Raw genomic sequence first — 26,845 nt, forward strand, 5'->3', positions numbered from 1 at the left:
CACGGTCAGTGTACCGTCGATGGTCAGATTGCCGTTGACATGGAAAAGCTCGCTCATTGACGGTCCGCCATTCAACGTCACGTCGACATTGCTGCCTGCATTGAGCGTCAAGTCTTTTGAGAAAGTCAGGACCTGTCCGCTCTGAGCCAAAAGAGTCCCCTCAACCGTTGTATTGCCGCCAATGCTGCCATGGCCACCCAGTGCCGCACCGGATGCGACATCGACCGTGCCGGTTCCATCACCGAGCTTGCCGCCATCAAGACGCAGAGTGCCATCCTTCACAAGCGTATTGCCCTGGAAGACGCTGCTGTCACCCGTTAAGGCCAGCGTACCAGCCCCCTTTTTGGCCAGTTGACCCGACCCCGTAAAGGCAGACGTAATGGTAAAGGTGTTGGTGGGATCGACAATGTCAAAGCCACCGCCGTGATCGCCCCACACGATCGTCTTTGTGGTGTCGTTAAAATGCGTGCCGGTAATTTGCAGTGTGCCGCCGTCAAAATTAAGCGCACCTATTCCCAGATTCTCTTCCTGTTCGACTGAAACCACACCGGCATTGAAAAATGTATCGCCGTAACCGTTATTGCCCGAAAGTGTGAGCGTACCAGCTCCGTTCTGTGTGACACTGCCCGTACCGGTGATGGCGCCGGAAAGCGGGGTCGCCCCCGTATCGTCGACCACGAGATTGCCACCATCAAGCGCAATATCGCCCATGATTGAACCATCCGTGGTGCCGTCACCCAGCTGCAGAATGCCGCCGGAAACCGTTGTGCCGCCCGTATAGCTATTGGAAGCCGTCAGAACAAGCGTACCATTGCCCGCTTTGGTGAAAGCGCCTTTCGCCGCTCCGGCATTTTTGAAGACGCCGCTAAAGGTCGCAGTCTTGCTGCCATCAACAGAAATCGTCCCGCCACTGTTGGAAGTCAGAGTGATATCACGCGCTGAAATCATCGTGTTCGTGATCTTGAGCGTTCCACCGCTGAAGTTCAACCCACCAGACGCATCGCCAAGATTGCTGTCTGACGAAACCGACAATGTACCCGCGTTGATATTCGTACCACCCTTATAGAGGTTGGTGCCAGACAGAACCAGTGTGCCATCACCGAGCTTTGTCAGCGCACCGCCTGCTCCCAAGTTCTGATTGAGCGTGAACGTGTTGGACGTTTCGTCGATGTCAAATCCGCCGCCATCTGCGTCCCATTCAATGTTGCGGCTTGTAGTGTTCATATATGTCCCGGTGATCTTCAATATGCCGCCATCGAAACGCAATGCACCAGACGCTTCGCCAAGATTGTTGTCTGACGAAACCGACAATTTACCCGAATTGAAGTTGGTGCCACCTGTATAGGTATTATTCGCAGTCAGAACGGTCGTTCCAGTGCCTGCTTGCAAAACGCCGCCTGTGCCGGAAATAATACCGCGAAAGGAGATGGTGTCCATCCGGTTGAAGCCCAGCATACCGTTGTTCGTTGCATCCGTACCGGTATTCACACCGCCTTCAATACTGCCGGCTGTTCCACCATTGCCGATCTGCAGCACACCTTTTTTAATCATCCAATTCGCAGAGTTACCTGTCAACGACCAAACACTTGCGCCGTCTTTTATATTACTGGAAAATCCGCGATATTGTTCCGTACCAGATAACTCACTGGTTACATCAGCGGCGAATGTATCATTTAGGTCTCCGCCTAAGATGAATACGTTATTGGTACCATGCGCCACCACATCGCCGTTAATTTTCGAACCGGACTGAAGCTCAAGCGAATTGACACCGGAATCAAACCAAATGGCATAACCATCCGCACCGGCCATACCGTTGTTTTGCGAAGTCCCACCTTTACCTGCGGTAATTGTACCACTGTTGACTACATGAAGGGAATGCCCCATAATTCAGTTACCACCAGCGCCACCGTAACTTGTGGTAACTGTCCCAGCAGCTCCGCCATCCCCACCCATTATTATTCCGGCATTAGAGATAGTGGCAAGTGTCGCATATATTCCATATCCGCCTCTACCACCCCTACCGATCATGTACTGCCCTATTGGATTCGTTACTCCACCTGTGCCGGCGACTCCGCCATCCCCACCTTTTATTATTCCTGTATTGGAGATATTCATATTGGAGATGGAGGTGCCTCCAATATATATTCCAGCTCCACCGTTACCGCCGAAACCATTTAGCCCACCAACATCACCTTGGGTATTCGTGTAACAGCACGAAAGAATCCCGCCTCCGTTACCACCTTTGCCGCCTTGAAGAACTCCAGCATTATCGATTAATTCGCCACCGGTATGAAAGTAAATAGCATGGCCACCATCACCACCACGACCTGCATCACCACCATAACCAATATTATCTATGGATGTATCGCCGCCATCTCCACCAGCCCCCCCATTGCCACCAGTAACGTGAATGTCCTTATCATTTATAAGTTGAAGCGCTTTCATTGCAACAATACCATACCCACCAGCGCCCCCGCCCCCGCCGCCGCCAGCAAAGGCACTGTTTGAACTCGACATCATGGCAGGTGCGCCATAGATATTCCCTCCTTTACCACCGTTCCCCCCATTGCCAGCAACTAAATCTTGCTGATTTGTATAGTTCGTATTGACCGAATTTGCATTGGTACCTCCATTTCCTCCACCTCCTCCACCTCCACCTACAAAACGGGGTCCAGATGCCGCCCCATCTTGCCCCGCCAAACCGCCGCTATTAGCAATAACTGTAGATCCCAAACCCTGCGACGCTCGAGCATCAGCACCACGACCACCTGCACCACCGCCTGCCCCCCCACCTCCACCTCCAGATCCACCACTGCCTGACGCTTCACCATTCTTCCCATCTCCTCCTGCTTGATTGGGCGCACCACCAGCACCCGGCGCACCTGGATTACCTACTGCAGAACCGCCCCGCCCCCCTACTGACTGACTGAAAGTCGGGGTGACACACAGCAATGATTCAATGACAACGCCAAACAATAAAATGGAAAATACGTAACGCTTGCGATGTGATATATTAATCAATTTTACACCATTGAATTAGTGAAGATATAAACCTTGAATTACAACAGAATTGCGTATCTTTAAGTTTTATATAATTTAGTTCAACTAAAAATATAACTAACTAAATTAATACATATAAAAACGCATGTTATTATATTATATTTTAAATCAAATCTGTCAATAAAAATGAAATGTGCTTATATAAGTGAATTAATAAAATAAATTACATAATAAATTAGTTAATTATATATCTCCAATATTATTAAATATTCGAACTTTAAATTATGTTCTCATGGATCGTGATGAATTTTTGTCATGTGCAACAAGGATGAAAGCACTATGGATACCCTCCAATACTTCCAAAACCACGCATCTCATCAGAACAGAGCAACAGCAATCAAAAGCTCCGACCACAGGACGCGCGCGGCACTATGGGATCAACGAAAAGCCCTTGATGTCGTTGGCGACACGCAACCTCGCTCCATCCGGCACTCATAAAGATCGCTTCTGTTGAAACGGGCGTTGGCGCGCAGTCAGGTGATGAGCATCACGAAGTGATCGTCGCGGGCATGCCGAACCTGCATAGCCATGCGTTTCAATATGGCATGGCTGGCCTTGCTGAACGACGCGGCCCATCGGCTGACAGTTTCTGGAGCTGGCGCGAGATTATGTATAAGTTCGCGCTGACCATGACGCCGGAACAGGCGGAAGCGGTGGCCTTGCGGCTTTATGTCGATATGTTGGAAGCCGGATTTACGCGCGTTGGCGAGTTTCATTATCTGCATCATGATCGCGACGGTACGCCATATGGCAATATCTCGGAAATGGCGGATCGCATTGTTGCGGCAGCGAAAAGCGCTGGCATCGGCCTGACCTTGTTGCCGGTGCTTTACGCGCATTCGACTTTTGGAGGTGCCCAACCCAATGAAGGCCAGCGCCGCTTTATCAATGATCAGCAGAGTTTCGCACGTTTGATTGAAGGTTGTCAGAAAGCCCTTTCTGGCTTTGATTGTGCAGTGCTTGGCGTGGCGCCGCACAGTCTTCGTGCCGTCACCCCTGATGAGCTGACATTCGCAGCATCGCTTTTGCCCGAGGCGCCGGTGCATATTCACATTGCCGAGCAGGTCAAAGAGGTTGAGGACTGTATTGCGTGGTCGGGCCAAAGGCCTGTCGAGTGGCTGCTTGACCATCAGGAATTGTCGTCACGCTGGTGTCTCATTCACGCAACGCATATGAGTGATGCGGAAACCACTCGCATGGCTCAGGCTGGCGCGATTGCGGGTCTTTGCCCAGTCACGGAAGCCAATCTCGGTGATGGCACGTTCAATGCCACCGTGTTCGACGCCAATGGTGGCCGGTTCGGTGTTGGGTCTGATTCCAATGTGCTGATCGGTATTGGCGATGAGTTGCGGCAATATGAATATTCGCAGCGTTTGTTGCATCGTGCGCGTAATGTGCTCGCGAAAAACGAAGGCTCGACCGGCCGTGCGGTGTTTGATGGCGCGTTAGTGGGCGGTCATATTGCTATGGGTTGCGAAGGCGATGGTTTGAAACCGGGTGCTTCGGCAGATTTTGTATCGCTTGATGTTGAGCGTCTGCCGCATGCAAAAGGGGATGCGGTTCTCGATGGCTGGATTTTTGCCGGTCGCGCGCGTGCATCCGATGTGTGGGTGCTCGGCGTGAAACAGGTGGAGGGCGGACATCACCGCTTGCGCGATGCGGCAGAGCGTGCTTTCCAGAAAGTGATTGGCGAATTGCTGGATTAATCAAAGGGAACAAAGTGCAGGACAATTTATCCAGATCAAGTGAAGCGACCATATCGCTGCATCAGCGTATTCTGGATGATATTGAAACGCGCATTATTTCCGGCGAATGGCAGCCCGGTCATCGCATCCCGTTTGAGCACGAACTGACCGCGTATTATAATTGCTCACGCATGACCGTGAACAAGGCGCTGACGCAGCTGGCAAAAGCCGGTCTGATTGAGCGCAAGCGCCGTTCGGGCAGCTTTGTTTCGTTCCCGCAATCGCAAGCCGCGATTCTTGAAATTCATGATATTCGCGATGAGGTTGCAGCGCTTGGGCAACCTTATCGTTTTGAACTGCTGAAACGAAGTGAGCGGCTGAGCGGCCCTGCCGATGCCCGCCATATCGACATACCGCGCCATACGCCATTGATAGAACTCGTCTGCCGTCATTATGCAGGGAAGCGGGTCTTTGCGCTGGAAGAACGCATCATCAGTCTTGATGCCGTGCCGAGTGCAGCCGATACCAATTTTGCAGAGCAATCACCCGGTCCGTGGCTTGTTGCCTGCGTGCCTTGGAGCAATGCGCAGCATTCCATCCGTGCGGTTGTCTCAACCGAAGAGAACGCGTCGATCCTTGGCGTGCCTGCCGGTTCGCCTTGTCTCGTTGTTGAGCGCCAGACATGGAATGCCGGCCAGCCCGTGACGCATGTGCGCTTCACCTATCCGGGCGATAGTCATGCACTGGTGGCAAAATTTACCCCTTCGCAAAGTTGAATTTAACGACATTATGTAATTCTATTTGCATAAGGTCTATTTTTCGGCGAATTTTATTTTGAAATTCAGAATAAAAATTGGAGTCGCTTTAGCATATTTCATCGCAATTTTTATCAAGTTAAAAGCAATCATATATTTAGATGCACTTATGCTACGATTTTCGCAAAGACTTCGAATGGCGAGCGGCTGTCATTTGCGAACTGCTTCTTACCTGTGCCCATAGTTTCAGGATTGTGTTTATAATCTCCACTCCAGCCAGACTAGCTCCGCCTTTATAAATGACAATTTTAAGCGCAACGCCATCGCTTGCGAGGGCTTTCTTAAAGAAGCACCATGCAGTATCGGGGTTTCCGCATTTTGACAGCATGAACTCAAGCGTTTATCCGTCACGACCACCAGCCCCGCGGTTCAATTTGGCATGGTCAACGTTCATACCACGATCAGCCATCATTTCCTGAAGATCACGATAGGAACCAGGATCGCCAGCAGAAATGAGAAATTCGCGACAGAATAACAAAACCGACGGCACTACACGCTGTCCAGATGGGTTCTCAAGGCGGACACCGACTTCAACGGCACTCGATCGGGCAATGTCGACAAAGCTCGCCCCGGAAATACAAAAACTGATTAAGTAATTTGTTCAAGATGCTGACCTAATGGGCGCCGCTGCTGATCTCACGGTCAAATCCATCACGAGCTCCATCCTGCAAGGGTTGGGTACTGTAACAGGCGGAACCGGAGCGGCTTGCGCGGGGAATGCTTACCAGAATAATGATCTAGGACCTCATGATTTGGAAGCCTATAAAAGGCCTCAGTTGTTTGATCCCAAACTCCCTAAATTGTCATCTCGGCTTAGGAACCTCCATTATTCCGCTCAAAATATTTTTCCAAAGATCAACTAATTTTCGACCAGTAGCTATTTCTGGATCAAAGCCCTGGTGAACCGCTATACCGCGCAGGACGGACAAAATGAGATGTAGCTTTAGGGTATCAGTCTCGTTCTCCGGTTCGAAGCCTACTAACAGCGATATGCGAAGATCGCGTATATCAACCCATCGCTTCATCTCGTCACGCAACCGCTGACCCAATTCATTGTCCAAGCGCGCTGCCAGCATCAATTCAATGGCAGCAATGTAACGAGTATCCGAGAAAATCGTCACCCATAGAGCTTCTGTCAGTTCAGGCAGCGTGTATCTGGTTTCATTGGGGTCAGCACCAAACGGATCAGCTATTTCCCAATCCTCATGAAGCTGCCGTAAAGCTGAAACGAGCAAATCGTTACGCGAGGGAAACTGGTGTGTAAGTGCACCACGCGAAACCTTTGCCTTTTGAGCGATCAAAGTCGTCGAAATGAGCCCATGTCCAACTTCAGCAAGCGCTTCGAGTGTTGCTTGGCAGACTCGTGATCGCGTCGATGACGACCGCTCCGCCTGTGTTTTTCTACGGGAGTTTGTCGAACTTCGGACTCTAATCGGTTTCACGGAGCGATTCATACGGCGATATCTCTATAAATGACAATGCTAAAATTGCTGCCTCGATATTAAGCGAACTGCATCAAAAATCAACACAGGCAACGACCTGTATCCATTAAAATATAAGCTAAAACAAACATATAAGCGAGTTTTCAACATAAAAACAAGCTGTACTGTTTTTATCTGGACAAGGCAATATCTCTGTGCAAGGATGCTGCCAATATACTTACTGTATACAAGCCCTGAAATGGGCGCATAATGGGGAACGAACAATGACGAGTTTTGTGTTATTTGGCGGCCAGATACTTGATGTTGACAACGGCGCTCTCAAATCAGGCATGGAAGTACTGGTTGAAGGCGAGCGCATCGCAGCGGTTAGCGACCAGCCTATTGATGCTCCTGGCGCTCAGAGAATTGATCTGGCTGGCCGAACATTAATGCCAGGGCTTGTTGATGCACATGTCCACGTAGCTGCGACCCTTGTCGATCTCGCTGAAAATGCCGCCTTGCCGACATCCCTCATAGCTTTGCGCAGCGCCAAAATCATGCGCGATATGTTGATGCGCGGCTTCACAACACTCCGCGATCTGGCAGGCGCTGATCTCGGCCTGAAACTTGCTGTCGATGAGGGCACCGTCGAAGCCCCTCGCCTCATTATCTGTGGCAAAGCATTGAGCCAGACAGTCGGTCACGGCGATTATCGGAAACGTTACGACAATCGTCCGCTGCATGAAGCCAGACTTGGAAGTCTCGGACGGATTGCCGATGGCGTCGATGAAGTACGCCGCGCAGCACGCGAAGAAATCAAGAATGGTGCGCAATTCATCAAAATCATGGCCAATGGCGGCGTCGCCTCACCCAATGATCCTATTCACGTACTGCAATATTCACGCGAAGAAATCTGCGCCATCGTAGAAGAGGCTGAGAACTACGGACTTTATGTTGCCGCTCACACCTATTCAGATGCCTCCATTCGCCGTGCGGTCGAATGCGGTGTTAAATCGTTGGAGCATTGCAACCTTATAACACCTGAGACGGCGCGACTGGCAGCAGAGGCCGGCGCAATCGCTTGCCCAACGCTCGTTGCCTATGAAGGGCTGGCGATGGAAGGTGCAAGTTTCGGTTTGAGTGCAGATTCCCAATCCAAAATCGATACAGTCCGCCGTGGTGGACTGGAATCTCTCGCAATCATGCGTGATGCTGGTCTGCCGATGGCATTTGGCTCAGATTTGCTCGGGCAGCTTCACAAATATCAGTCGATGGAGTTTTCGCTGCGTGCGAGCGTATTGACGAACCGCGAAGTGCTGCATTCAGCAACACGCGTTTCGGCAAAGCTCTGCGGCATGGAAAACGAAATCGGTGTTATCAAGCCGGGCGCCTATGCGGATCTTCTGATTGTGGATGGCAACCCACTCGAAGACATCACCACACTCGAAAGACATGATGAGTGCTTAACTGCCATCATGAAGGGCGGCGTCTTCCACAAGAACACTCTGGCGGAGTAAGTCGAATGGTCCGGGGCAATTCTCTCACAGAACGCCTGGGACGATTGGGAGCAGCGACAATAATAGCATTCAGCCTTTCGCTGATGCTTCTGCCCCTTGTGCTTGTGTTCTGGCTCTCAGTGATCTCGAACGAGATACTGTCATTACCGGTTGAAGGCTATTCACTCCACTGGTTTTCAGAAGCATTTCGCCAACCTCAGTTTCTGAGTGGGTTTCTGCTTTCAATAGCTGTTGCGAGTTTTGCGATGCTGGCCGGACTGCTGGTATCGGTTCCTGCGGCAATGGTGATTGTCCGGCGCAATTTTCGTGGCCGCAGTGCCTTGATCCAGCTTTTGATGTCACCTCTCACTGTGCCAGCCATCGTGATCGGTGCGGCACTCTATGTGACGGTCGTTGAAATCGAAATTGCGTCAGGTGCGCCGATTGTCGGCTCAACCGGTGTTTTCGTGGCAGGTCATGTCTTGCTGACAATCCCCTGGTGTATCCGTTTGCTTCTCGCTTCGCTTGAGGGCGTCAACATGTCGGTTGAGGAAGCCGCAGCTTCACTTGGTGCCAAACCATCAACAGTTGTCTGGCTGGTGACACTGCCACTTATAAAACCGGGAATATTTGCAGCGGCTGTGTTTTCCTTCGTGGTCAGCTTCGGCAATCTTGAGGTTTCCATCTTCCTCTCAGGTCCCGGACAGGTGACGCTTCCGGTTGCGATGATGCAGTATCTGGAATGGAAAATTGATCCGACAATCGCTGCGGTTTCTGTCCTGCAGGTGCTCTTTGTGGCGTTGATGCTCCTGATTTCCAATCGCTTTGTAAACATTTCGAGGATGGTCTGATGGCTGACGTTCAAATTCAGAAATTGACCAAAACCTATGGGGCTTTCAAGGCCGTATCTGACATGACCCTTGACGTTCATGAAGGTGAGTTCCTTATCTTTTTGGGTCCATCAGGCTGCGGGAAAACCACAACATTGCGCATGCTGGCTGGCTTCATTGAACCGGATGCGGGAACGATGCGCCTTGGAAACAGAGACATTACCTTTGAACCGCCGCATCGACGCAATATTGGCCTGGTATTTCAGAACTATGCACTTTTTCCGCATCTGAGCATCTTCGAGAATGTAGCCTTTGGCCTGCGCCGCAGGAAAGTCGCAGAACCAGAGCTGAAAAGCCGCGTTAAGCACGCCCTTGAGCTGGTTGATCTTGCGCATCTGATGGACCGATTACCAAAACAACTTTCAGGTGGGCAGCAACAGCGTGTCGCTATTGCCCGCGCTATCGCAATTCGGCCCGACATGCTGCTTCTTGATGAGCCCCTATCCAATCTGGATGCACGGTTGCGTCTGCAAGTGCGTGACGAGCTTCGCAGCCTTCAGAAGTCGCTTGGCATCACGACAATTATGGTCACTCACGATCAGGAAGAGGCCATGTCGGTCGGCGACCGGTTGGTGCTTATGCGTTCGGGGTTGATTGAACAGATCGGCGATGCAGAGCAGCTGTATAAGCAACCCGCAAACCGCTTCGTTGCAGATTTTATTGGCCGTGCAAATTTCCTGAAAGGCAAAGCAAGCAGCGACGGCAACTTTATCACCGATGGAGGCGTGCGGTTTCAAGCAGCACCAAGCTCTAAAATTGCATCCGAGGTGCTTATCCGACCGGAAGCTCTGCGATTGAGCAAAGCGCCTTTACCTTCCACACAAAACAGTCAGACAGTCATTATCAAAAAGCATTTGTTCTTGGGCGGCATGGTCGAGATTGATCTGATGCTCTCTGATGGGCAGCATTTGACGGCCGTTACATCGCCGCGTGAACTCAATGAAGTGGGCATCGATCTTACTCCTGAAAATTCAATCTCAATGAGCATCGCGCCGGAGGATGTCGTGCTGCTTTAGTCATTCATTCCTGAACGAGGCGATAGACCTCCGGGAATGCTTCATCAACGATCAATAGGGGAATTAGCATGACAAAAATAAGCAGACGCACTTTTGGAATTCTCTCCGGCAGCCTTGTGGCTTCAACCATGCTGCCTTCGTTTGCCAAGGCCGCAGGCCGCGCTGTTGTTGGCACCTGGGGTGGCGATTACCAAAACCTGCAACAAATCAATATAGCAGATGGGAACCTTAAAGGCAGCGGGATGCAGGTCATATATGACCCGGCAACCGATACTGTACGAAAGGCAAAACTTCTGGCAGAGCGGCGTTTGCCACGCGGATCGATGGACATTGCGTGTCTCACCCGTCAGGGCAGCTTTGAAATGTTCCAGAACGGAATTATTGAAGAGCTGGATGAAACGAAGGTCCCTAATCTGAGCAAGGTTCTGCCGTTCATTCGCACCAACTACTCCATTCCGCATATCTATACGGGTCGGGTTATTCTCTACAATCCGAAGCAGGTAAGTCCTGCGCCAACGTCCTATGCCGACTTGTGGGACCCGAAATATGCAGGTCGCGTCGGTGTCATCGATCTTCAATATCAGACGACAATTGAATCTGCTGCAATGATTGCGGGTGGCAGTGCGTCAGATTACGAGCCGGGCAAAGCCAAATTGCTCGAACTGAAAAAGCAGGGCGTGAAAATCTACCCTACCAATGAGGCGCTTGCACAGGCACTGAAATCCGGCGAAATCGTCATGTGTATCATGTGGAATGCACGCGGCTATATGTGGAAAAATGCTGGCATTGATATCGAAATTGCCATTCCAAAAGAAGGCATAGCGCTCTATCTTTCGGATATGGCAGTGCCTAAGAACGCACCGAACAAGCAAGCTGCATACCAGTACTTGAACGCCATGCTTGAACAAGCACCGCAAACCGCATTTGCTGAGCAGATGGGTTATGCGCCAACAAATGCTGATGTAACGCTCCCCGCCGAACTCGCGTCTGCTATAGACTACACTGCGGAACAGCGTGAACAATTCGTGCTGCCTGATCTTGAATACGTTGCGAAAGCAGATGCCGATCTGCAAAACTGGTGGAACAAAGAGTTCAAAGCCTGATGATCGCCACAACCTGTCTGGTTGAAGCCAGACAGGTTCCGCTCCAGCTTTTCCGGTACAGCCATGCAAAAAACATCAATCTCCGCCGCCGCACTTCTCATGCCTGCGATAGGACTGGTCCTTATCTTCATGGCCCTGCCGCTGCTCTATCTGTTGCGTTATAGCTTTAACGACTTCGTGCCTGGCGAGTTCATGGTGCAAGGCTTTACTCTGGCGAACTTTGCAACATTCTTTACCGACACATATTACCTGAAAGGCATGGGCACGACCGTGCTCATGGCAGGATCAGTTACTGCAGTTTGCATCATCCTCAGCCTGCCTCTGGCAAACTGGGTTTCGCGACAAAGCGGTCGCCTCAAAACCATACTTCTTATGGCAATCATCCTGCCCCTGTTTATCTCAAATGCTGTTCGAGCGGCAGGTTGGATGGTTGCATTCGGGCAGACGGGCGTGCTCAATTTTCTACTCATGAAGATCGGCATTATTTCTACGCCGCTGACAATCATGCAGACACCGACGGCTGTCTTTATCGGTATCACAGCGGTCAATCTTCCGTATGTCGTCCTTACACTGCAAAGTGTTTTTGAGGGCCTCGACGAAAATATTGACTACGCCGCAGCAAGCCTCGGGGCATCACCCTTGCAGAGCTTTATGCTCGTGAGAATGCCACAAATTATGCCCGGTCTTCTCGCAGCTTCGGTGTTGTCATTCATTTTAACAATGAATGCTTATGCCACGCCGGTGCTTCTTGGCGGCCCATCGTTCCGCATGATGGCTCCCATGATCGTGACCGAAATATTGAACAAAGCGAACTGGCCACTCGGAGCTGCCCTCGCTTTCATTCTTCTAACCGTAACGGTCACAATATCAGTGCTCGCAGGACTCTTCATTCGCCGACGCTACTAGCTTCTGTGAGCCCTTAAGATCTTCAGATCTTCAATTTTGTGCTTCAAGCTTCCTTTTGATGCGGCTCGAAGGTTTTGTCATCTCTGATAGCAGCTGTGTGACTATGAGAACTATTGCTTCCCGGCAGTATCCGGTATCGAAGCCGGGACTGTGAAGGACAATCGAGCGTTTCTGTAGGCAGCTCTCGGGAAGGTGCAGGTTGGTGGTCCTTGGCGCGACCTCCCAACGGGGATGGACGAATGGAACAGTGTGTTTCAACAGATTTCGAGGCTGTATCAGGTGCCACACCGGCTTTGAAGACATTCTGGTCGATGGTACGATCATCCGTGCTCACCAAAAAAGCGAGTAGCGCAGAAGGGGACCCCCTATCAGGCAACCGGTCGCTCAAAGAACGGATTGACCATCAGGATTCTGACCTTCACCGATGCGTTAGGTAATGTGTGGCACTTCAGGAAGACGGGTGTCAGCTAAAAAAAACTCATTGTATTTCGCTGCCATGATCGTCAAATTGCGCTAAATTTCCGCAGGCTCTAGAGAATTCTTATTTTGGAGGCGTAAAATGCCTCTGCATAAGCTTCCGCCGCGCGGCACTCCATGCCGCGCAGGCGGGCAAGCCCACGGAATGTTTCTGCGTCGAACCAGTCTTTAGAACGCTGGGTTCCAAAATGGTGCATCAGCAGTTCGATTTTCCGCCCTAGAACGCTGGCCGAAAGCGCAACATAGGTATTTGGGCGGCCCAGATCTCCATCCCATTTCGGAATTTCATATTCAAGGATCAGTTGATCACGGAAAATGTTCCAGGTGAGTTCATGGACGGTGCGGTGGTCCTGATGTGCATCCTGACTGTGATGTGTGAAGACAATATCAGGTTGGACCCGGCCGCGCTGCGCGATCAGCCATTCCTTGATCCCTCTGCTTTGTGCCGGAAAGTAACTGTCTTCAAACGTCGCCAAATGAATATTGCTGCTATGCGCTCCCAACAGAAAATCGCGTGCTGACTCGCGCGCTTCCATGCGCCGCTCCTCGCCGCCTGATAGCACGCACCAGTCAATATGCAGCGCCATTCCCATTGCGATCAGGCTGAGAAGCGTCCCGCCGCATCCAATCTCAATATCGTCCGAATGCGCGCCAAGACAGAGAATGTTAAGCGGCCTGCCGAGATTTTTGAGAGAGGCAAGATCGATCATAATGCTATCGCGATGTTGGCTGCACACCGTTCCGTCTTATGTTTCTTCCATGGCATATCGCCTTTTTCGACCATATCTTCGAGCGTCTGCCAGTCGCGCAATGTATCCATGGAACGCCAGAAACCTTCATATTTATAAGCCATAAGCTGGTTATCAGCGATCAAACGGCTGAAGGGTTCAAGAACCAGTTCCTCTCCTTCGCGCATGTAATCGAATATCTCTTTGCGAAACAGAAAATAGCCGCCATTGATCCAGATGTCGGAGGTGTTGGACGTCCTGAAAGCCCGCACATCGCCACCCGCTGCGATATCCGCAAGATGATAGGTTAGAGGTGGGCGGACGGCCAGAAAGCAGGCAATTTTCCCGCTGTTGCGAAAGCGCTCAGTCATATCATCAAGATCGACATCACTGAGGCCATCGCTGTAATTGGCAAGAAAAATGTCCTCGCGCTCAACATGAGACCGCGCACTCCACAAGCGTTCTCCGATATTGCGCCATATCCCTGTATCAAGCAGCGTGACGCTCCAGTCACGGTCAACTTCTTCAAGCAAACGCACATTGCGCCCACCATCCGACACCACGCAATCAGCGAATGTCTGCGGCCGGATGTTGAGGAAGAAATCTTTCACCACATTCGCTTTATAGCCAAGGCACAACACGAAATCATTGTGACCATAATCCGAGTAATATTCCATGACGTGATGAAGGATCGGCTGGTGACCAAGTGGGATCATCGGCTTGGGAATATTTTCGGAATACTCCCGTATTCTGGTGCCAAGACCGCCACAGAACAGAACGACTTTCATGACTTAGCGCTCCTCTGAAAATAATGCCGGATCAATCAGCGTGACATGCGGGATCGGAATGATGAACTTGCTGCCCCACTCAACCACGTGCTGCATCTGACGGATAATCTCGTCTTTGAAGTTCCATGGCAGGATCAGAATGTAATCAGGCTTATAGCTGTCGATCATCGCGGTGTCGTAAATCGGGATATGCATACCCGGCGTGAAGCGGCCATGTTTGTAAGGGTTGCGATCCACTGTAAAATCGAGAAAATCGGTACCGATCCCGCAATAATTGAGCAATGTATTGCCCTTACCCGGCGCGCCATAGCCGCAGATACGTTTGCCCGAATTTTTGGCTGCAATCAGGAAGGACAGCAGATCCCGCTTTGTCCGCCGCGTCTTTTCCGCAAACTGTTCGTAGGTAGAAATCTCGTTGATGCCAAAGGAAAGCTCGCGTTTTAAAAGGGCTGCAACACGCGGACCGGCCTTTCGCTTGCTGGTATTATGGGCGAGATAAACGCGCAACGATCCACCATGTGTTGGCAATTCATCCACGTCGATCACCTTGAGATGATGGCGGTGCGCCATATAGCGGATGGTCAGCAGCGAAAAATACGAGAAATGCTCGTGATAAATCGTATCAAACTGGTTGTATTCGATCAGATTGGTGAGATGCGGGAACTCTAGCGTGATCACACCTTCAGGTTTGAGCAGAAGCTGCATTCCACGCACGAAATCATTCAGGTCCGGCACCTGTGCCAGCACATTGTTACCGATGATCAGATCGGCCTTATCGCCCTCACTGACCATACGCGAAGCAAGAGCGGAGCCAAAGAAATCCACCCGCGTCGGCACGCCTTTTGAGACGGCCGCTTTGGCCACATTGGCCGCAGGCTCGATGCCTAAAATCGGAATGGCTTTGGGTAAAAAATGCTGCAGCAGATAGCCATCATTGCTTGCAATCTCCACAACGAAACTGTTGCTGTTGAGGCCAAGTTTTTCAGTAATTTCATCGCAGTAGACTTTCGCGTGATTGACCCAGCTCGTGGCAAAAGACGAGAAATAGGCATATTCGGTGAAAATCTCCGCCGGACTAAAATATTCTTTTAACTGCACCAGATAACAATGGTCGCACACATAGGCTTTCAGCGGATAATAAGGCTCCATATGATCAAGCTGGTCCGCAGTGATGAAACTCTCACATGGCGGCGACATACCAAGATCGACAAATGTGTGTTTGAGCAGCGTTCCGCACAAACGACAGCCTGCCTGTTCCTTGGCCATGCCTGCACTCCGCAATATGCCCGGCGTCTGGATGGTCATATGATACACCTCGTCCTGCCCGGCCCCTGGTTGGGTATGTTGGTCTGAAATCCGATCCATGCCGGATGTGTAAAACTATCCAGTGCCCTTAAACTTTCCGAGACTGTCAACAGGGGCGACCCGTATATACGATCGGGCGCCCCCATCACCTGTCGAATGAGTATGAGCGATCCCCTGTCTTCTCCCTATGTCGGAAGTGGGGTATGCGCCTAAGCCTTTGGGAGCATTTGCCGCTAACCTAAGGCCATTCGGCTGAGCCAAAAACGATACTATCTCGCAGGCTTGAAACTGTCAGAATGAGCGCGTTCAGCAAGTGAGGCAACACATGCGATTTACCCCCCTCAACATTGATGGTGCATGGTCGATTGAACCCGAAAGGGTTGAAGACGAGCGGGGCTGGTTCGCGCGCGTGTTTTGTGAGGCTGAATTTGCCAAGCGGAAACTGGAAATCCATTTTCCACAACACAGCCTTTCCTTCTCCCGCGAAAAGGGAACTTTGCGCGGCCTTCACTATCAGAATGAACCTTATGCAGAGACCAAGCTGGTCACATGCCTGCAAGGCGTGATCTGGGATGTTCTGGTGGATTTAAGACCGCAATCCCCAACCTATCGGCGCTGGACGGGAATGGAGCTCTCAGTGGGCAATGGCGTACAGCTTTATATTCCTGCGGGTTGTGCCCACGGCTTTCAAACACTCACCGACGACGTGCTTCTGCGTTATATGATCTCACAGCCCTATGCGCCTGATTTTGCAACCGGTTTGCGCTACGACGATCCTGCGCTGGGAATTTCATGGCCAGCTGCGCCCAGCGTCATGTCTGAAAAAGACAAATGCTGGCCGCATCTTTAGGCTGAAATCAGCAATCCCGCATCTTTAAGTCTGTCCGCCACATCTGCAAGCTGCGCAAATGGCAAACCAACACGCTCTGCCATGTCCAGGATCGAATGACCTCCATCCGCCAGATTAAGCACCCATAACAGCGCCATGGCGCGTGCGGCAGCATTGTGATCCCCACCCGTATTGGCATAAAGCCCGCGGCGACCAAGTTGTGGCTCGCCCTTGGGCGATGTATTGATCGGCGTCCAGTTGCGCTCGGCAATCTCAATCGCCATCATAATAAAATTGTAAGACTGCTCCAAATATTCCGGCCTGATAAAGTCGAGATTGTCCGCCGAGGTATGATATTGCGGAAAAGCGCCGTAAAGACTGCGCTGAAACAGGCCAACCGGCAGATTAAATCCCGGCGAGCAGAACTGGCGTTCGTCATAACCATAAGGCCAGAAATCATGCAGCTTTGCGCCCACAAGCTCTGAACTTTCAAGAACCTGCGCCATGATACGATCAATTTGCGCATCACCACGCCGGCTCCGCTTGTAATGGGGCCCGCCATTATCACCGACGCAGGATAAGACAAGGCCGTGTTTTATAAGTGCCAGATGCTCTTCGTTCTGCTTTAGCCAGGCAAGTGCTCCAAACGTGGCAGGGCCAAATAAAAGCTTGTAAGTGTACCGGGTTTTGCGCTGCTTAAGCGCTTGCCCCAAAGCGGTGAGAAGCGCCAGTCCTGAACAATTATCATTGGCAAGGGATGGATGACAGAGATGCGCTGAAAGCAGGAAGACCTCTTCTGTTTCACCATGATGACTATGTTCACCAAAAGTCAGAAAGCCGTCGCGACGCTCCGCATTGATCACCACATCATAGAGCCCGTCTTTCATCTGCATCAGCGCATGATGCGCCATACAGAACCCCCATGCCTCCGTGTGATAGCAAGTCCGGTACGGTATGAGATCGGGCTGATCCGGCAATGTATGAATGTGCTCTTTGAGTGCAGCGAGCGGCAATTTCGTCCGCACCGGCACGCTGAAATTCACCACATGCAGATTGTGTCGGGCAAAATCGACAATTCGATTGCCCGCAGCATCCATGATGTAAGCTTCGCGGATCACCCATTCCTGTGGTGCCTGCCAGTCATAGAGTTGTGTTCCCGTTGGAATCTCATGGATTTTCAACGGCAAATGCTCACCGATAATGGCAAGCGTCTCGCGCACACCATCACCCGTGAGACTGCGGCATATCGGATAGAGCCGCTTTGCCAGCGCATAGATCCTTGCACCCTGCTGTTGAAGGCCCAGCCCATTATCCATTATGCGGATATCCTAAGTGGTTGCGGCTGCTCATCGAGACGGCGCAGACTGGCATCGAGTGTGCCTTCAGCAATCAGCTTGCGAATATGAGCGATGCGCTGAAAACGCGGCCCCTCAAACTCCTCAAGCGTCAGCGATGAACGGCTGTAAGCGGCGAGCAGCTCACGCGCACCGGCTGCGGCATCCCATTGTGGCTTTGCCTCCGGCAAGACCTGTGCCAGCTTTTCAAAACTAACCCGGTAGGAGCGCGTGTCCGGGCCTGCATCATCGGCATATTCAATCCGGCACTCAGGAACAGTCGCGGCAACGATGCTGGCAATATCGCGGATGCGATAATTGTGTTCGGTGGAGCCGACATTAAAGGCTTCATTGAACACTTTTTCACGTGGTGCCAGCATGGCGGCGTTAAAGGCGCGGGAAATATCCCGGATATGCACAATGGGGCGCCACGGCGTTCCATCGGATTTAAGATAGATCAACCCTTTGGTCACGGCCCAGGCAACGAGATTATTGAGCACAATATCAAAGCGCAAAAACGCAGAGACGCCATAGGCGGTTGCAGGTCTCAAATAGACCGGGCAGAAATTGGAATCTGCCAATTCGGCTATTTCCTGTTCAGCTCTTACTTTTGAGCGACCATAGGCTGTGACAGGCTTCAACTCACCGGATTCATCGATGAGATCTGCATCACTGATGCCATAATTGCTGCACGAGGACGCAAACAAAAACCTGCCGACGCCAGCTGCTTTCGCGGCTTTCGCCATCGCCACACTGGCATGGTGGTTGATATCATAAGTCAGGTTTTCATTGAGATTGCCGAGTGGATCATTGGACAAAGCGGCAAGATGAATCACCGCATCAAAGCCTTCAAGATCACGCGGCGACACATCGCGTACATCTTTCCGAGTGGTTGGTACATTGAAGACAGAGCCGCCCTCTTCAAAAAGACAATGCTGATAAAGGCCGATGTCATAGCCTGAAACCTGATGGCCCGCATTGATCAGCGTCGGCACCATGACCGACCCGATATAGCCCTGATGCCCTGTAACAAGTACCTTCATAACCAATCCCTCACCTTGTTTATTGACATAGGTTAGCGGGTGCACACAGGAGCGGCGAGTTGACCGATGGCATGTTTGCTTCGGACAAGCGTGGATAAAAGAAGCTAAAAGGCGTGCTGACTACGCCTTATGGATGAGCTGCAACTGTTCAGGGCTGCCGATGAGCAAAATCCAGTCGCTTTCACGGCCATCCCTGCGCTGTTGCGGCGCCGGATAGACGCTTGCATCTCCATCCATTTCGGGATCGCTGGCAGGCAAAAACTGACCCGAGACGGGATCGACCCACATAGCCTCTGCATCCTTGGCAAACGCGCTTCGCTTCACCCTGAAATTGCCAGCGTCACCATAAATCACGGCAAGGCTGTGATCAGGCAAAGCAGCGGCATAGCTGCCGTCTGAAAGGGTAATGCTCTGATGATGGTCTGCTTGCAATTGTGACCATGGCATCTTGTCAAAAAGTGCTTTCATCACGGCAATCGACCGCGCACCGGGGCTGTCCAGAGCATCTTGCCAGGGCTGATCGGACGCAAAAACACCCGGTCCCGAAAAATGCCAAATCGGATTGTTGCCGAAAAACTGCCCGGCTGCGCCGCCAAGAACAGCGCCGTAGGCATTGCGACGGATCATGCGGGCTGTGGTTTCCCGCTCATTCTCATAAGCCGCTTCAAGCAGAACCACCGGCATCTTTCCTGCCTTGCTGCGCGCCAACACTGTCTTATGAACATCGTCATAGGTATAAACCGTATCGATCGCCAACCAGCGCTCATCGGCCCAAAATTCACCGGTATCGCTCTCCCGCCCGGAATGAACGGTTTGCAGCGCATCGGGTAAAATAGCAGCAATGCCTTCGGCAAGCTCAGACACCAGTGCGCGATCCGGCGCATCAAAATCGCCACCCAGAACCCAGACAATATTGGAAAATTTCGCAAACCGGCGCGCAATCGCCTCACCATAGGACTTCATTCTTTCAGGTCCCGCGGCGTCCGCCTGCGCAAACCACCCCTCATCCCCACCATTCACGCCAAGATAGGCAGGGGCCAGAAAGACAACCAGTCCTCGTTTTTGCGCCTGTTCGATCACCCATGCGGCATAATCGAAATATGCCGGGTTAAGTGCACCGAAAGTCTCATTTTTAAACGGCAGTTCGCCATAGGCATTGGCTGGCGGATTGCTGGAAAACTGATGTTCGATCAGATTGACGAGAATGGCATTAAACCCACGCTTGCTGCGATCCGCCAAATAGATTGTGGCATCGGCGCGCTTGAGTTCAGCGATCAACGACCATGCCGCATCGCCCTGTAATAAAAACGGTCGCCCTTGCGCATCCTCAAAATAATTATGGTCCGAACTCACCCTGATTGGAAAAACCGGTTCAACCCATGCGGCTCCTGTTGTGAACAACAGCAAGGTTAAAATTAAACCCGCCCGCCAAAACCTCATCGCGTGGCCGGTGGGTAGGATGATGCTTCGTTAAAGCGGCGATAGACCACCTGTGACGGGCGACCGGTTAGATAGGTCTCAACACCATCATGAAGCGCGCGCGCATAGACCCCAAGCGCGCCATCAATCGCCTCCACTGTGCGTGCAATATCCGTATCGCTATGCGTATAGCTGACAACCAGCGACGGCATCAAAACACCACGCCGGATCGTTTCCTGAAGAAACAATGTACGAAATGCTTGTGACGCCTGACCATTTTGATCAAGCGTAGCATAAGCGAGACAACAGGGCCGACCAAGCAAGCGCACATGATTTTGCAATCCGTGGCTTGCAATTGCAGCATTGACGCCTTCTATAAGCTTTGTACCCTGCTCATAAAGCCTGTCGATCACCGGTTCATCGCGATAGACCTTCATGGTGGCAATAGCCGCCGCCATGGCATGGGTTTCAGCACCATGGGTTGTAGAAAGCAGAAACACGCGGGCATAATCCGTCTGCGTCAACCCGCCAAGCCGCATATATTCCGCCTTGCCTGCGAGCGCGGAAATCGCAAATCCATTCCCCAGCGCCTTACCGAAACACGAAAGGTCCGGCTCAATTTCATAAAGCCTCTGAGCACCGCGCATATGCCAGCGAAAGCCGGTAATCATCTCGTCGAGAATAAATAGAGCCCCATTTTCATGCGCGATGCGTCTTGCTTCATGCAGAAAATTATTCTGCGGCTCCTCAGCGCGTGCAGGCTCCAGAATAAGGGCTGCAATCATGCCCGGATAGTTTTCAAACAAAGTCTGCACACTTGCTATGTCATTATAGCGAAATGTCGTCGTCAATGCAGAGACAGACGCCGGAATCCCTGCGTTCATTTTGGTTGTACCGATAAACCAGTCATCGGTTGAGAAAAATGGATGATCAGAGCAAATGGCAATCATATCGCGCCCAGTATAGGCACGCGCCAATCGAACGGCAGCGGAGGTTGCATCCGATCCGTCTTTGCAGAACTTGACCATCTCAGCTCCCTCAATCAGTTCGAGAAAGCTTTCCGCACATTCAATTTCAATGGCGCTTGGACGCGTGAAATTGCAACCATCCTGTAATGCATCCCGCACAGCGTGAAGCACCGGCGGGTAGGCATGGCCCAAACCCACAGCGCGATTTCCCATTCCGTATTCGATATATTGATTGCCGTCGACGTCGAACACATGGGAGCCGGAACCCCGCTGGATAAAACCGGGTGCCAGCACAGGATATTGGTCATCCCCTTTGGCATAGGTATGGCATCCGCCCGGTATCAAGGCATGCGCCTTGCTTCTGAGCAATTGCGAATTGCGAAACCGGGATGTGAAAAGGTTCATGACCCTCTCCCTTTTTAAACTGCTGGGCGTGCGGTATTCAGGCGTTCTCTCATCTGCCTGAGCCAGTTCTTGACGGGCTTGGGCAGTCGGCTGCGCAGGCTTGAATGCAATGCGGTGGGCATTTTCCATTGTGACAGCGGTAAAGCGGGTGCAATGGCTGGGGGCCTCTGCACCAGATTTTCTAAAAGCCCGGCATAAGTGCGTCCCACCACATCATTGTCGAAGGCGTCCGCCACTTTTAAGCGCGCGGCCTCTGCCATTCTGGCGCGTAACGCGCTGTTCTCTGCAAGATGATCAATATGGCGCGCCGCAGCTCTAAAATCACCAACGGGAAACAAAAATCCGTCTTCTCCGTCTGCCACGATACCATCAGTGACACCCGCGATGTGCGAAACGACAGCGGGACAGCCTTCGCTCATCGCTTCAATCAACGTAAGTCCAAAACCCTCAAACCGCGATGGCATCACCATCACGTCATGCTGGCTGGCAAGCCGTGGCACATCGGATGGCACAACCCAACCTGTAAAGCGAACCTTATCGCCAAAACTCTTAAGCCGATGGCGTAACTCTGCAAGATCAGGACCGTCACCTGCCACTGTCAGATCCGTGTCGCATTTGAGTTCGCGCAGAATATGGGGCAACCAGAAGACGCCTTTTGAATTATCCTCAATGCGACCGAGATAAAGCAAACGCAATGGCTCGGAATGATCGCTATGGATACGGCGATTTGGCTTATGAACCGTCCTGTTAAGCCCATGCGGAATTACCAGCGTTCGCGCAGGATCAAAACCATAATGGTTGACCAGATCATCGCGGCAACGTCTGGATACACCCACTGTTGCATGAACATGATCGCGGATTTCGCGTGCGGCGGCATAAGTACCGGGCGTAATATTATGCACGATCATCACGCGCAGAATATCATCGGGTAGATAACGCACAAGATTGGTTTCAAAGCGACTGGACAAGACGTTGACAAAAACAGCCTTGAAATTGTTATCGCACAAAAAAGCGATCATGCGTCTGGCCCGGGTTTCCTCATCAAGAACGCCCATGCGGTCTATCGCATCGCCTTTGCGCAAGGCATCACTCAGGCCCTGATCGGCAGAAGGAAAACTCATCGTCTCTCCGGCACTTCCTGCTGCCAGCCAGCGCAGTTCAACACCCGCCTGTCTGAGCGACGCGCTCAGTCGCGTAAATACCGAGTATGTCCCGCCGATATGGGGACGGACAAAGTAAGCACATTTCACGATCGTCACCCTTGCCCCTGGTTGAAGACTTCGAGGGAACAAATCCCTCGAAGCCTCACTCCGGCATATCGGGGGGCGTTTGATATACCGCTTCACAGTGTAGCGAAATTCCACGATGACGCAGTGTGTCTATGAGGGGTACATCGCTTCATACATAAGAGGATGGGCTTCACCCTTCTGCCAGTTTTCGCAAAATCGCATACAGGCTTAATTTCAAAAGGAAGCTGGAGACACTTTTTATGAAAATAGGTCTTTTCGGTCAGTTCGGCTCCGGCAACACCGGCAATGACGGATCGCTTGAAGCGATGCTGCAGCTGTTGAAACGCAACTGCCCCGGTGCGCAATTCATATGCATCTGCTCAAGACCGGACATTATTGAAGAAAAGTTTCAGATTGAGGCTTTTCCGGTCGGCCAGCCTGCATCAGACAACGCGTTCTTTCGGGTGCTCAATAAAGCTCTGTTACAGCTGCCGCGCCGCCTGAGCGGATTTTTCGCAGCCATTTCACTTGCGAGCGGCATGGATCTGATCATCGTTCCCGGAACGGGTATCCTTGATGACTTTAACGAAAATCCCTTTGGCTGGCCTTTTGCGGTTTTGCGTTGGTCTGTCGCGGCAAAACTTGCAGGCACACGCTTTGCTTTTGTCTCAATCGGCGCTGGTCCCGTCACACATTCTTTGAGCCGATGGTTCCTTCGCAGAGCATCCAAAATGGCAACCTATCGGTCCTATCGCGATCAGGTTTCCTATGATTTCATGAAATCGCTGGGTGTGAGCACCGGTAAAGACCGTATCAGCGCCGACATCGCTTTTTCGCTGCCGACACCGGAAGATGAATTGCGCAACTATGCCGACCAGCGCGTCGGGCTGGGCGTCATGACCTATAAGGGCTGGAAAAAACACGCCCGCCATGGGGAGGCGATTTACGATCACTATCTCAACAAGATGACCCAACTGATCAGCGAACTCTTGCTTGATGGGAGACAGGTGCGCTTACTCACCGGCGACAAAGGCGATCTCCAGGCCGTTCATGATCTTTTACAGCGCCTTCCGCCAGCCACTGCACAGAAAGTCATTTTTGAGCCGGTCGCTTCGCTGCATGATCTGATGCAGCAGATTGCCAAAACCGACATCGTCGTGGCCAGCCGATACCACAATATCGTTTGCGCGCTCGCCATGGGAAGGCCTGCAATTTCAATCGGCTATGCACGCAAAAACGACGCGCTTTTGATTGACACGGGCTTACGCGAGTTCTGCCATCACATTGAAAATTTTCATCCGCAGACATTGCTCACCCAGATCGATACTATGTTCAGCCGCAGGGAAGAGCTTGCAAAAACGGTCAAAGACGGTGTGAAGCTTTACCGTGAGCAGCTGGCCGATCAGGAAGAGATGTTACGCGTCGATCTGCTTCAGGTGCGCAAATTGTGAACGTCGCTGCCGACGCTGGAACAGATAGTCAAAAGGCGGCATAACGGCCATCGACGGATGACGTTTTAACGCGCAAGCCATGAGCGATGCGCCCCCCTTCTCTCCCCTGACCAGACTGGACAATGCCGACCAATAAGCCCGCTTTGTCAGGCAATCCCGAGCAGCCATAAAATTCCGCGCCGCCTGGGGGAAGGTCATACCCTCATTTTCAAAAAATGAGCGAAAAGCGTCTTCAAACTCATTGTTCCAATGCATAATGCCAGCAACATTTGCAGACTGGTTTTTGGAGTGAACACGCACATAGGCTTGCACGCTGTCAGTTGAGGCCACGCCACCCAGCAAAGCCAGCCGCAACCACATTTCAAGATCATCTGTGTGTGGGAGTTTAGGGCGATAATAGCCAGCCTCTTTTTGCGCTGACGTTCGCACCACAGCCGTTGGACCATAAACCGGATTAAAAGCATGTTTACAGGCGAACGTGATGAAATCGGCGCCTGAGCATATATTCCAGTTTCCCTTGCCAATATGTGGAAGTCTGTGCGGCGGTTTCTCGTTTTCCGAGATTTTCTCAATCGCGCCGTGCGCGAGATGAATGTCAGGATATTGCTCAAGCATAGAGACTGCACGCGCCAACGCGCCGGGAACAAGCAGATCATCTGCACACAAAATCAGGAAATAATCAGACCGCGCCCAATCAATCCCAGCATTGAAGGAGGCATGCGGCCCGACATTTTTTGACCGCAACAGCAGGTCGACCCGCGTATCATGCGCCGCCAGATCGCGGGCCAAATCTGCACTGTCATCCTCGGATGCGTTGTCAATAATCAAGAGTCGCAAATCAACGCCGGTTTGAGACAACACGCTGTTGCTGCATGCCGTGAGGTAACGTGCATAATTATAGCTTGGTATGACGACATCAATCGTTGGAAGATTGCTCATCAACGGCTCACTCTGCAGGTTCAGAAAGGTGTCTTGACGCGCTGAAACGGCTTGCAAATCTTCCAAGCAGCCAGCGCAAAACCGGCACCACTTCCTCCTTGAAAGGATGGCGTGCCACAAACAATGCCAGAAACCAGCTTGCGAGCGCAGTGACGCCCATAGCCAGCGCCCTTGACCAGTGCATTTCAAGACTAAACCCATCCATTGCGACCAGAAGCAGCGGGCCAGACAAGGCCAATATCGTCACCAGTGCGCTTTTCATCAGTTCTTTTCCCAGAACATGATAGGAGAAGGGCGCATGTTTTCGCACATAAACAACAGCAACAACCATCTGAAATGGCAGGCTGATGAACTGGCTTAATGCCACAGCCAACAATCCATGGAATGCGGCGAGGCATAAAATTGTTGTCGCAACCAATCTGGAGATAAGATTGGATACAAACGCTTCACGGTTGGCACCAAGCGCCATCAGAAGCGGATATGTCAGAATAACCGGAAACCAGAACAGGCTTGCAAGACTTGTGATGGAAACAATCAGCGCTGCTTCCGTCCAGCCCGATCCCAGAATAATTTGCACCGCCGGATAAGCCAGAAGTGCGAGCAAAACCTGTGCAGGCCAATAGACCACAGAAATATAGGACAAAGCGCGGACATAGGCACGGCTGACATCGCCGCCTGCGCGCACATGTGCCGAAAGCATCGGAAACGCCACGGTAAACACCGCGGACAGAAAGATGCGATCCGGCAATCCGCTCAATGTATTGGCGCGATTATAAATACCAACCGATGCGATCGGCATGAATCGTCCAAGCATGAGCTGCGGGAAGGTTTCGCAGATTTTGTTCAAACCCGCATTGCCACCCAGATAAATGCCGAAACGCCACGCCGTATGGATGCTTGCAAGGGAGGGACGCAGCAGGTGTGCTGGCGGATAGATTGCCATGGCAAGACCAGTTGTCATCAATGCGCTGGCGAGCAAGCCGAATGCAAAACACATATGCCCGAAGCCAAGAGCGGCCATCGCAATGGTGACGGCAGCGCCAAATCCTGATCCGGCAGTGCGAATACGGGCAAGTCTTCCAAATGCCATTTCGCGGCGCAACAGCGCCACCAAAGGCAATGACAGACTTTCGACCAGCGCGGCAAGGATTGTGATGTCAAGGAAAAGCAAAAGCGATGGCTCATGATAAAACGCGGCAAGATATTCCCGCGCCAGATAAAGCCCCGCTGACAAAACAAGCGTGACCATCATCAAAAAAGTCATCGAGGTTCTGATGTCGTGATCCCGAACCTTGTCGATGCGGATAAGAAATTCGGGGCTGGCAAATTCGCGAAAAGAAAAGACGATCGCGCCGATACTCAGGCCCACAACACCAGCACCCGTTTGCGCAGGACCTAAAAAGCGGGAAACAGCAATCACCGTCAGAAAGTTAAACAGCAGGCCTGCATATTGTTCGAGGGCTGCCATGAGAATGCCCCGGCGGCGTCCACTCATGACATGCTCCTGTTACAGGGCTTTATGCTGATCTGTGGGTTTG

The 26,845-nt window shown here is 51.7% G+C and carries 21 protein-coding genes and 1 pseudogene; 9 read left to right on the forward strand and 13 right to left on the reverse strand.

The genetic code is table 11. From position 1 onward, the window contains the following. Both ABE527_RS18025 and ABE527_RS18030 read right to left on the reverse strand, forming a co-directional pair. A partial coding sequence (locus tag ABE527_RS18025; RefSeq protein ID WP_499697799.1) for an autotransporter-associated beta strand repeat-containing protein occupies positions 1–1,884 on the reverse strand: 1,884 nt, incomplete at its 3' end. Between the two features lie 3 nt (positions 1,885–1,887). Then, entirely contained in the window at positions 1,888–3,021 is a 1,134-nt protein-coding gene (locus tag ABE527_RS18030; RefSeq protein WP_499697800.1) for a hypothetical protein, read from the reverse strand. A gap of 440 nt (positions 3,022–3,461) precedes the next feature. Between ABE527_RS18030 and ABE527_RS18035 the strand changes: the two are divergent. Continuing rightward, positions 3,462–4,766: pseudogene (locus tag ABE527_RS18035) on the forward strand (formimidoylglutamate deiminase); the annotation flags it as partial. 14 nt (positions 4,767–4,780) lie between these two features. Beyond that, positions 4,781–5,521, forward strand: a complete 741-nt coding sequence (gene hutC / locus ABE527_RS18040) for a histidine utilization transcriptional repressor HutC (protein ID WP_499697801.1) — start codon at positions 4,781–4,783, stop codon at positions 5,519–5,521. Positions 5,522–6,363: 842 nt separating this feature from the next. Here the strand turns inward: hutC and ABE527_RS18045 are convergent. Then, positions 6,364–7,014, reverse strand: a complete 651-nt coding sequence (locus tag ABE527_RS18045; RefSeq protein WP_499697802.1) for a TetR/AcrR family transcriptional regulator — start codon at positions 7,012–7,014, stop codon at positions 6,364–6,366. A 251-nt stretch (positions 7,015–7,265) separates the two neighbouring features. Between ABE527_RS18045 and ABE527_RS18050 the strand changes: the two genes are divergently transcribed. The 5 genes from ABE527_RS18050 to ABE527_RS18070 all read left to right on the forward strand — a co-directional run bounded on the left by ABE527_RS18050 (position 7,266) and on the right by ABE527_RS18070 (position 12,392). Further along, positions 7,266–8,498 carry a metal-dependent hydrolase family protein gene (locus ABE527_RS18050; protein WP_499697803.1) on the forward strand — a complete coding sequence of 411 codons (1,233 nt, stop codon included), beginning with the start codon at positions 7,266–7,268 and terminating at the stop codon, positions 8,496–8,498. A gap of 5 nt (positions 8,499–8,503) precedes the next feature. After that, complete coding sequence (locus ABE527_RS18055) at positions 8,504–9,328, forward strand: ABC transporter permease (RefSeq protein WP_499695237.1); 825 nt, start codon at positions 8,504–8,506, stop codon at positions 9,326–9,328. Continuing rightward, positions 9,328–10,383, forward strand: a complete 1,056-nt coding sequence (locus ABE527_RS18060; protein WP_499697804.1) for an ABC transporter ATP-binding protein — start codon at positions 9,328–9,330, stop codon at positions 10,381–10,383. The genes ABE527_RS18055 and ABE527_RS18060 overlap by 1 nt, the downstream gene beginning before the upstream one ends. Before the next feature lie 68 nt (positions 10,384–10,451). Continuing rightward, positions 10,452–11,486, forward strand: coding sequence for an ABC transporter substrate-binding protein (locus ABE527_RS18065; RefSeq protein ID WP_499695239.1), 1,035 nt, complete (start codon positions 10,452–10,454; stop codon positions 11,484–11,486). Positions 11,487–11,549: 63 nt separating this feature from the next. Next, positions 11,550–12,392 carry an ABC transporter permease gene (locus ABE527_RS18070; protein ID WP_499697805.1) on the forward strand — a complete coding sequence of 281 codons (843 nt, stop codon included), beginning with the start codon at positions 11,550–11,552 and terminating at the stop codon, positions 12,390–12,392. A 530-nt stretch (positions 12,393–12,922) separates the two neighbouring features. On the opposite strand, the gene ABE527_RS18075 is transcribed toward ABE527_RS18070, so the two are convergent. Genes ABE527_RS18075 through ABE527_RS18085 form a run of 3 tightly spaced genes read right to left on the reverse strand, consistent with a single transcriptional unit; the run spans position 12,923 to position 15,690 of the window. Continuing rightward, positions 12,923–13,579 carry a PIG-L deacetylase family protein gene (locus ABE527_RS18075; RefSeq protein WP_499697806.1) on the reverse strand — a complete coding sequence of 219 codons (657 nt, stop codon included), beginning with the start codon at positions 13,577–13,579 and terminating at the stop codon, positions 12,923–12,925. Further along, positions 13,576–14,385 (reverse strand): sugar phosphate nucleotidyltransferase, encoded by an 810-nt coding sequence (locus ABE527_RS18080; protein ID WP_265986435.1) that lies wholly within the window; start codon positions 14,383–14,385, stop codon positions 13,576–13,578. The genes ABE527_RS18075 and ABE527_RS18080 overlap by 4 nt, the downstream gene beginning before the upstream one ends. A 3-nt stretch (positions 14,386–14,388) precedes the next feature. Continuing rightward, the gene (locus tag ABE527_RS18085; protein WP_499697807.1) at positions 14,389–15,690 is read right to left on the reverse strand and encodes a methyltransferase domain-containing protein; all 1,302 of its coding nucleotides are present in this window, start codon (positions 15,688–15,690) and stop codon (positions 14,389–14,391) included. 325 nt (positions 15,691–16,015) lie between these two features. On the opposite strand from ABE527_RS18085, the gene rfbC reads away from it, so the two are divergent. After that, positions 16,016–16,540, forward strand: a complete 525-nt coding sequence (gene rfbC, locus ABE527_RS18090; protein ID WP_499697808.1) for a dTDP-4-dehydrorhamnose 3,5-epimerase — start codon at positions 16,016–16,018, stop codon at positions 16,538–16,540. Here the strand turns inward: rfbC and ABE527_RS18095 are convergent. The 5 genes from ABE527_RS18095 to ABE527_RS18115 all read right to left on the reverse strand — a co-directional run bounded on the left by ABE527_RS18095 (position 16,537) and on the right by ABE527_RS18115 (position 22,938). Continuing rightward, positions 16,537–17,835 carry a DUF4910 domain-containing protein gene (locus ABE527_RS18095; RefSeq protein WP_499697809.1) on the reverse strand — a complete coding sequence of 433 codons (1,299 nt, stop codon included), beginning with the start codon at positions 17,833–17,835 and terminating at the stop codon, positions 16,537–16,539. The genes rfbC and ABE527_RS18095 overlap by 4 nt on opposite strands. Then, the gene (locus tag ABE527_RS18100; RefSeq protein WP_499697810.1) at positions 17,835–18,896 is read right to left on the reverse strand and encodes an NAD-dependent epimerase/dehydratase family protein; all 1,062 of its coding nucleotides are present in this window, start codon (positions 18,894–18,896) and stop codon (positions 17,835–17,837) included. The genes ABE527_RS18095 and ABE527_RS18100 overlap by 1 nt, the downstream gene beginning before the upstream one ends. 120 nt (positions 18,897–19,016) lie before the next feature. After that, complete coding sequence (locus tag ABE527_RS18105; RefSeq protein ID WP_499697811.1) at positions 19,017–20,336, reverse strand: glycoside hydrolase family 140 protein; 1,320 nt, start codon at positions 20,334–20,336, stop codon at positions 19,017–19,019. Next, positions 20,333–21,688 carry a glutamate-1-semialdehyde 2,1-aminomutase gene (locus tag ABE527_RS18110; RefSeq protein WP_499697812.1) on the reverse strand — a complete coding sequence of 452 codons (1,356 nt, stop codon included), beginning with the start codon at positions 21,686–21,688 and terminating at the stop codon, positions 20,333–20,335. Before ABE527_RS18110 ends, ABE527_RS18105 begins: the two co-directional genes overlap by 4 nt. Positions 21,689–21,702: 14 nt before the next feature. Continuing rightward, entirely contained in the window at positions 21,703–22,938 is a 1,236-nt protein-coding gene (locus ABE527_RS18115) for a glycosyltransferase family 4 protein (protein ID WP_499697833.1), read from the reverse strand. 239 nt (positions 22,939–23,177) lie between these two features. On the opposite strand from ABE527_RS18115, the gene ABE527_RS18120 reads away from it, so the two are divergent. Further along, complete coding sequence (locus ABE527_RS18120; protein ID WP_499697813.1) at positions 23,178–24,368, forward strand: polysaccharide pyruvyl transferase family protein; 1,191 nt, start codon at positions 23,178–23,180, stop codon at positions 24,366–24,368. Here the strand turns inward: ABE527_RS18120 and ABE527_RS18125 are convergent. Together ABE527_RS18125 and ABE527_RS18130 are read right to left on the reverse strand one after the other, a co-directional pair. After that, on the reverse strand, positions 24,333–25,307 hold the full coding sequence (locus ABE527_RS18125) for a glycosyltransferase family 2 protein (RefSeq protein WP_499697814.1): 975 nt from the start codon (positions 25,305–25,307) through the stop codon (positions 24,333–24,335). The genes ABE527_RS18120 and ABE527_RS18125 overlap by 36 nt on opposite strands. A 7-nt stretch (positions 25,308–25,314) precedes the next feature. Continuing rightward, complete coding sequence (locus ABE527_RS18130; protein ID WP_499697815.1) at positions 25,315–26,802, reverse strand: oligosaccharide flippase family protein; 1,488 nt, start codon at positions 26,800–26,802, stop codon at positions 25,315–25,317. Between the last annotated feature and the right edge of the window lie 43 nt (positions 26,803–26,845).

It is taken from the genome of Brucella sp. TWI432, assembly GCF_039674445.1.
GTDB classification, from domain to species: Bacteria; Pseudomonadota; Alphaproteobacteria; order Rhizobiales; family Rhizobiaceae; genus Brucella; species Brucella chromiisoli.